The sequence below is a fragment of the Legionella qingyii genome (assembly GCF_003184185.1).
In genome coordinates, this window is sequence record NZ_QHJG01000065.1 from 883 (window position 1) to 9378 (window position 8496).

Sequence of the window (8496 nt, forward strand, 5' to 3'; positions counted from 1 at the left end):
GTGCAACTCTGCAAGTAACTATTTTAAGAGGCAGTAATTTGAATTCATTACTGACAGTTGTTTACTTCGTGAAAAATTTATTGGTCCTAAGGGACTTTTTCCCCATTAGAGATGCCATACTACAAACTTGCGACTTATATGTTTCTTTCTGTCGTCGTGTAATCTATGGTTATTTGGTTTGTGTTCCGTGTGGTAGTTTAATTTAGCACGCCTATTAACCGAATTAGCCGAAACCACGCAAAATTTCAGGTAAATCTAGAGGAATTCGGTGTATGTGTGCTACTACACTGTCACCATTAACCCCATTGTTCTTGACTCAGTCAGGCGAACCCTCTACGGTTATTCGGTTATGTTCTTCGCTAAAACCTGGGAGGGGAAAGAAGTTTATTGCGTTTGACGAATTATTGGGGTTGGGCTTGTCACTCTGGTTTTAGAAAACTAATGATTACTACTCGTTGTATTTTGGGTTAGGACGCTGGTGTTCGAGTAGGTATCAATTGCAGTCATAAGAGAACCCACGTAGTTACACCGAATTTTTAACTATTAAGTACAACGAGTAGCAAACGAAGGAGGAATTTTGTGCTTACAAAAGTTATTTTTACGTCCATATTTCCGGTGACGTCATTGTGGTTGTTTTTGGTAGCCTAAGAATGAAAATTGTCGGTAACGTCATCGATTTTATTACAGGTGGTTTTATTTGTGAAAGGTTTTGTAACTTGGTGAAGGATTACTTAGGAACTGTAGTGGAAGGTTACGAAACCTATTTTCTAGTAAGCGTTTGTGTGACGAACTATTTTGTTAGTAAGGGTTTTGTGGATTTGAGAAAACGTAGTTTGTACAATAAAAAAAGGAGAAGAAGTGACAAAAGAGGAAAAATTCCAACATCTTTAGGGATTCGTGTTAAAACGAGTAATAAACGGTCAGTAACTAAGCGATTTAAGCGCTCTTTAATGCGAATAACTATATTCTTATAAAAGTATTGAATAAGGGAGAATGAATGGTTTATTGAACCAAAGTCAAAAAAATCATTGAGAACTTTAACATATATAGGAAGAACCAAGACGAGAAAACCGTCTAGACTCTCCAAGAAAACAAAAAATTAATATACATGGAACGATTGTCATCCACGATGTACTCAAGACATTGTAAAAGATTTGAGTTGTCCGCTACCGCCTTTACTTCCTTGTCTTACTACCGGACTATTTTCTATTAGTTAACAAGGATTTTAAGGGAAAAATGGATAAAATGTATGATTCAGGACGGTAAGAACAGCTTATCGACTACGAAGGCACCCTAATAGAGGGAGTATCTATCACGCCGACATTTATTAAAATTAAAATTTCTATTCGGTAAGACAATTTAATTAATGGAGTTCTAGACTATCGAAACGAAGTGCTTGAAGCAAAAGCTGAAGACTTGAGAAGTAATTTAACGACCTAACGTAGTACAGATAACCGCTACAGTAAACTCAAAAACAGAACCAAAGCTCATTGTGATCTAAACATAACCTGTAGATTCATTGTGAGGGAAACGACAAAGTATTGAACAAATGAAACCCAATTGGGTCTTAAAGCAGAATCGTTAAGTCTAACTATTTTACGAAGCAGATTTATTTGAAGTAGAAGGGTTGCGCGAAGAAATTCGGTTGGACTCCCTAGTCCGGTAACCCGTTGTTTGTCTAAGTTGGCGACTGCATCCAGAAAAAGGACGAAAACAAAAAGATTTCGTAGGTTCTAGAGCGCGTAGTCTCCCAGAAGATTTGAAAATTGATAGGAACATTTTTAAAGACTTCTAGAGAAAAATAATTGACCGAATAACCATTTGAGTTGGGTAAATAGGGTCTTCTGTGGTTTTCGTAGTTTTGCACACAAATAAACACATCCATTAAAGACATTCATTAGAACCATACATAAGAAACATATAACGACTCACGTTAAACGAGGATACCAACCTCGTTAAACGAGAAGACCATCTAGTGAAAACATTAGTAGCATTCACGTTAAGAGTGAATAGCTATCCACGTTTAGCAGGGATAGCTAGTCTAGTAAAACGTGGTAGCTACTTCATAAAAGCTTTCTGAACAGAAGTAATTGTAAACCGAAAAAACGCCTTATTAGGAAATTGGTTCGTGTTTGAAGTAAACCTACTTTATTTTTTTTAGAACAAAATAGTTTACTTATGGAACCCAAGCCTAAAGCTACATATCTCTATTTGAAATTTAAAAGATTATGAAGTTATCGGAAAACTTATGCGGAAAATAATTTTTATAAATTATTTCTTCTAAGATTAACAAGACTACATACGGTAACGTTATTTCAAAGTTAAACACTTGATAATAGTGGTACAGAAACTCGTTGGAGTAACATCGAAACTCGAACCCTAAAAACAAGTTCGAACTATAACACGGTTATAAGTTTATTTAAATCATTTCGGCGGCGTGTTCGTAGAAAAAGCGTTCGCAATTCAACGGTGAACGCATAATTGTTATCAGCAAGTGAGAGACCTACTCCTTATGTCGAACAAGCTCCGTAATGCGAAGAGGCACGCAGTACTATACATAACTTCGTTATAATATGGACAATATGCATATACATTTATTAAAATATGGTTTTATACCATATTAAAAGTATTCCCAGATAACCCAAAAAATACCTTGTTTTATAACTTCTAGTTGCTTATTTATAGCCTGCAGCGTAATTTTGCCGATCTTCGAACCGACCTTAGAGAGCGTTTCTAAATCTCGTTTTTATACCATAATCATACGTATGGGATGTTAGAACCCTCGATCCATCTTTAGGAAATTGTCTTTTTCGTCGAAGATTCGAACATCTTTAGAAAGTATCATGACCCCATTCAACAAGTTGTGTCACCGAAGAATTACCAAGTCCTTTTTCAGGTTCGGAACAACGGAGACTTAAACAAGGAAAAGGTTGAGACCTATTTCTGTAACGGGGAAATAAATGGGTTCTTTTGCGATAAGTCTTTCTTTATCTCAAAAAATTTAGTTTGTTGGGCTTGCGATATCATTAGTACCAAAGACTGCTGTGATACCTTGGTTGAATAAGATTTCCACTAAAACATCCTCCATAAGTCATATACCTATGAAGTCTTTATGTTTTTACATAACCTTTACTAACATAACACCTTTAATCGCTCCCATAAATAAAAGCAGCGAATCATGTTTCTTTTTTACCGATACGTAATCATACAAACTTACGAGTCTGTCATTAACTTCTAGGACAATAGAAGAGTTTTTTTTAGAATCGTCATTGAGGACAATAAACCGTAGCCACCTTTAAATTTTTTGGCCTAATTGCATCCTTAATGAATACAGGAGATTTGTTTCATGATAGCTAAAATAAGAACTAGTTTAGCGTCTATGATTGTACTAGGCACGCTTTTTTTACAAACCTCTTATACGTTAAATGATAGTACTTTTTCATTATCGAAATCAAACACTACTAGTTGATAAATAGTTCGGTTGATTCCGACCATTCCGTAAGTAATTATTGATGTAACTTCTATAAGGTATAGGTCCACGTTTTGGAATGAATGAGTATAGACCACTGAACGACCTTCTATCACTTACCAATTGAGTGGATCAATCTGAATGCCGTAGTCTTGAGGGACTTGGCTTTTTCTTTGCAGGTTTTTTTATCGTACACATTATGTATTAAAAGAATTCATATTATTGAATTAATTAAATGTGGATAAACTTCCTGAATGTATTACTACCTAGACATAATGACCGGGTGGGGTTTGCCGGTATTTTAATGTTATAAAAAACTCCTTAGGCCAGAGGGTATGTTCGATTATGGGTATTTATAAAAACTCCCTCTTGTTAAAAGGCTTCTCAAGAATGCCTATAGGGGGTTATTAGCTTAAGGACGGTATCAACTAGTATTGGGATTTCTGTCGTCATTAGGATATAGTTAGAAACTTAGTCCACGATAAAATGACATAAATCGTCTTTTTTGTCCAGTAAAAAACAGATTTTTACAAGTACTAGCAATACTTTAAAACGTTACCGAAAAAACCGTTCAACCACCTGATCCAGGATACCGTCCCGTTTTAGTAGTGAAATCAGTCGTACGGTTCTTAGATTGAATACGTCACCTAGCAATACAGTCTCTTTGACGGTCTAATATACCACAAGAATTATTCGTAAATCGATTAGCTCTCAAATATCGTTTACTTATGAGTTAACGACTATACCGTACAATAGGTACCTATCAAAGAATACTTTTTGTTGTTGTTTTAAATCTACTAAAAGGACTAAATTTTTCTACCAAAAATGTATATTTTTTTGCAGGACGTCAAGTTGCACGGATACTACGTCGATTCCTATATGTTCAACTAGTTCAAAATAGCCTCCTCAGCTTTGCTTAAAATAAATTAGTTCCGTTTGTTCGTATCATTTCCATTGGAAGTGATAAATTGGTGAAAAAATTTCACTGTATCTTTTTATGTTTACTTTTAAAACTATTTAATGTAATCGTTTGGTTACGTTCGAAGGAATAATATAATTTCATAACAAATTCCATAGCTGTCACGGTATGCTTGCCAAGTATAACATTGAAAATAGCTCTTTGAGAACATTTATTAAATGTAATTGATATAATTGATATATTCATTTATAAGATAGCGGGAAGTCCTTTTATCCATTAAACAATCTTTGGTGAAATACGAATTGGGTGAATACTAAGCAGCGTCTATATCCTAGAACAAGTATTAGATAATGGGTATAGACGCGTAAACATTGTTACTCACCGTAATACACCTAGCCAAAAAGAAGCCATCCCCTAAAAACGAATTACAGGGTTCTATGACGTACATAACGTAATCATTCGACTCAAACCCGAAATATTTTTAACAAAAGACACAGTAAAAAACTATTAAAAAAATTGAATAAAACAAGAAATGATTTTTTTAGCGGTCATTTACATGTCTTTTCCGGTCGTGGTGCTTTAGGGTACTAAGATGATAATAATAGTTAAAGAGAAGAATGTATATATCTAAGACTAAATAGCCCCAGAAATTAATCCTAATTGTAGCTTAACGATCGGCATGGAAACGTAAGTTAATTTTTATTAGACAGTAAATTAAGTCGAACTTGTAGATGGCGATTTTCAAGCGGGAGTATTATTATTTTGAATAATTAAAGTCACAGTATAGGAAAGTAAACTTTATCTAAAAAACAAAACTTAAGATACAATTTAGGTATAAAAAGTCGACGTAGATAGTGGTTTCGGAGTAGTCTACATGAGTGTAAGAGAGGAATTGTTTGAGAAAAATATTTACTATTAACTTAATAAAAATGTAAATTTACGTTGGTCCAGACAAACTTGAAGTATTTTAATTAATTATGAAACTACGTAGGTTAGATAAAAAAAATGACGCAATTAAAATATGAGTCCTCGGTTTACGCGCATAGCATTTCAGTAAAATTATAGCCTTACGGGGTAATTGAGCGCTTGACATAAATTCAGCTGTGGACAGTATTGATTGGATGAACGTTTTACTACTGCATTTAGTACGGTAGATTTGGCTCATTAAACTCGAAAAAGATTTTCACTCCGGGTTCTAGAAAAGTGCACTAACTTGCCGACTAATAAAAATGAATTTTTTTGGTCTGGTAAAAATTACCGTGAAAAAAGTATATCGACAAAATGATGTGCCATACGAAGTAGTAAATTTCCCTATTTTGCACTCGATAATAAAAAACATTAAAGTGGTAGGTTTTCTTAACTAGAAAGTCATTCTAAATGGTAAAGGGTTCAATTTAATTTTTCGAGAGGGGAAGCGTTCGGACATAATTAACTTTATTCATGGTATCCGTAATTTATTAGTTTTATGAGGGGTAAGGGTTTAAGTCCTATGTCTCCTATGGGTGCTTGACACGCGGTAAATAAACGTAAGTAAGCTAGAACGAAATTGAATAAAAGAGAGAGGTTTTCTCGGACAGCGTTCGCTCTAAGGAGTAGTTGGCTTTCCATAGATTGGAAACCTCTCGCTAGTTAAAATTTAACGAAATTTAAAGAATTTCATAAAAGGAAATCTTTTGGGGTTAGGTGACGAAACCAATATTGTCGAAATTCTCACCATTATAATGCTAATTATCATCGAACTCGTCACGGACGTAACTGTGCGAAGTGGGCGGTAACAAGGTTTTCACGCCCTCAATAAAGACAATTTCCAAACCTCATGTACCATAATTTTGTTGCCAAATTTCGACGTTCGCAAAGGAGTGGAGAAAATACTACTCGATCTTGGGTTCCGAATATTAGTGAAAGTTACTTAAGAAAATCACAAGATCCAAATAATCGTGGAAAAAAATGAAGACCAAATTATGGAAATACTATTAACAAATTATGAAGTTAACGAAAAAGAGCTCGAACACGTCGTCTTTATTGGGGACGAAAAGGTTCTAATTGTGCCGGAGGCGCACGTATGACTGTGTTTATTTGGTATGAAGGACAGCCTACCTGGGCATTATATTTTGGAAAATTTAAATACAGAGCTTGTAGTATCCGAAAAAAAAGTAATCCTTAATTTCAAAAATAATCCCTTAATGACTAAGAACGATAGTAGTAGTAGAGGATTTAGAAATAATGAAACACATATCCGTGAGTTGAGACTAAGATAAAGAAGACATCATCCATTTTGTAATAATTCAAAAAGTCAATCACGAAACGAATCGAGTATGAGACGTTAAGGGTAACCTGATGACTGTGCGGAATTACTTATAAGTCGTTATTGAAATAGGAAGAAAAGTGTTTCATTATTTGGTTAACAACCCGGCAGAAGCCGGTAAAAATTAACGAGTAGTTGTCGTCTATTTATTTTTAAATTAACTGGACACAGAAATCCTAATTCGAGAGGAGCGAACTCAAGTTGCTGGTGCATTTGTACTTCAAACCACAATATGTAATTATTTAGTTAAAGCTTTGCAAAGGGACTTTGATATTATCCTACGGACCAGGGTATGTTTCGTTTCGGGACGGGATTAAGGTATTCTTTAAGAAAATGCACTCATTCATCGGGTAGTACCTATAGGAAAAGTACTCGAAGGAGAGGATGTCTGTTTTTTACTTTGAATATACCTAGAAATTAGTAAAGAACTCGGTTTACGCTTACTACACGACCTTCGAACAGAAATTTTAATCAACAGAATACAAGATCAAAGCGAACGGACGACATTTCTAGTGAAAAATAAACAAAAACTTCAAGTGCTATTCTGGTAAGTAAAAGTTATCAAAAAACCCGTATGGTCACAAAATGCAAACGAACGAGTCGGCTTTTTCGGACTTAATTATGTTATACTACACAGGTTCAATTAACCAGTCCGTCACGGACTGATTTAAGTGGTAAACCTATTAATTCACGTTTTTCTGCGTATATGAAGTCTAAACAAAATCTTTTAGGGAGACATAATCCCTTTCGAGACGCATTTAGCAATCTATTTTAAAGTTTATCGAATAGAGGGGTAACCCGAAAGAAAACAAGAACTTATTACTCAAAGGGTTATAGGGTTATTTTAAATTAATTAAGTACTAAATGATGATATCGACGTGCTTAGACCCGAAAAAAATTGGAAAGAAAATAAAGTCAATTATTCAAAACTATACTACATAGATCTACTTCAACACTACGTAATTATTAGAACAAGCTGTAAACCATAGGGTAACTGACATAAACCAGTCCGTGACGGACAGGTTAATATTTCACGTATATTTCACGATAAAAAAACATTTCACATTGTATTGTTATTTATCGTCACGTAGTTATTATTTATATTGAGTTACTTTAATTTATTATAAAAAATGTACCCTTATGTACCTCTATGTAACCCTTAAATAATATAAGCGGAAGCCCTCCGTCCCCAGCGTCCAAGTTAAGGACAGTGAGGCTGGTTATTTTAGTTCCTAAAAACCTCAAAAAGTTTTTAGTTTAATAGTAAAATCCCACGTTTAACTTACTTAGTACTACGTTTCCTTTGTTTTATTAATAGATTATGCAACATGCTAAATACTTCTTTAAGTGAAATGAAAAGAACTGAGATTAGGGAAAAAGAAGAAAACGAAACCTGACAGTGGGTCTGTAATTAGGATTATAAGGTGTTATATAACAGCCGATACCTTCAAATTAACTACTCTGTAGATTTTTTTCTTGTCTAGGTAGACGACTTCTCTCACAAGGATAAAACTATTTTCCTATATTCTCTTAAACCCGTCCTGTGCCATTAAATGGACCTCAATTACGGTGCAAAAATAGACGGTAATTTTTATTTTCGAGTAGAAAATAACCACATTCAATGTTTCACTCGCTCGGCCTTTTTTAGTCTTCAATACTATTTTCTCTTTCGAAAATAACGTCTCTTGTCTAATTAGGTCTATTGTAGCATAAGGAAAGAGTTAGAAGGTTGAAAAGTTGGGTTTTTGTTCAAACCTATATGTGATATCGGAGTTGCCTTTTAGTTGAAGGATGGTTTCTGAA

Annotated in this window: 1 protein-coding gene; it reads left to right on the forward strand. The window is 34.4% G+C overall.

All coding sequences use genetic code 11. From position 1 onward, the window contains the following. Positions 1-206: hypothetical protein (locus tag DGG96_RS21115; RefSeq protein WP_205872633.1), on the forward strand; the 206-nt coding region annotated here is incomplete at its 5' end. Between the last annotated feature and the right edge of the window lie 8290 nt (positions 207-8496).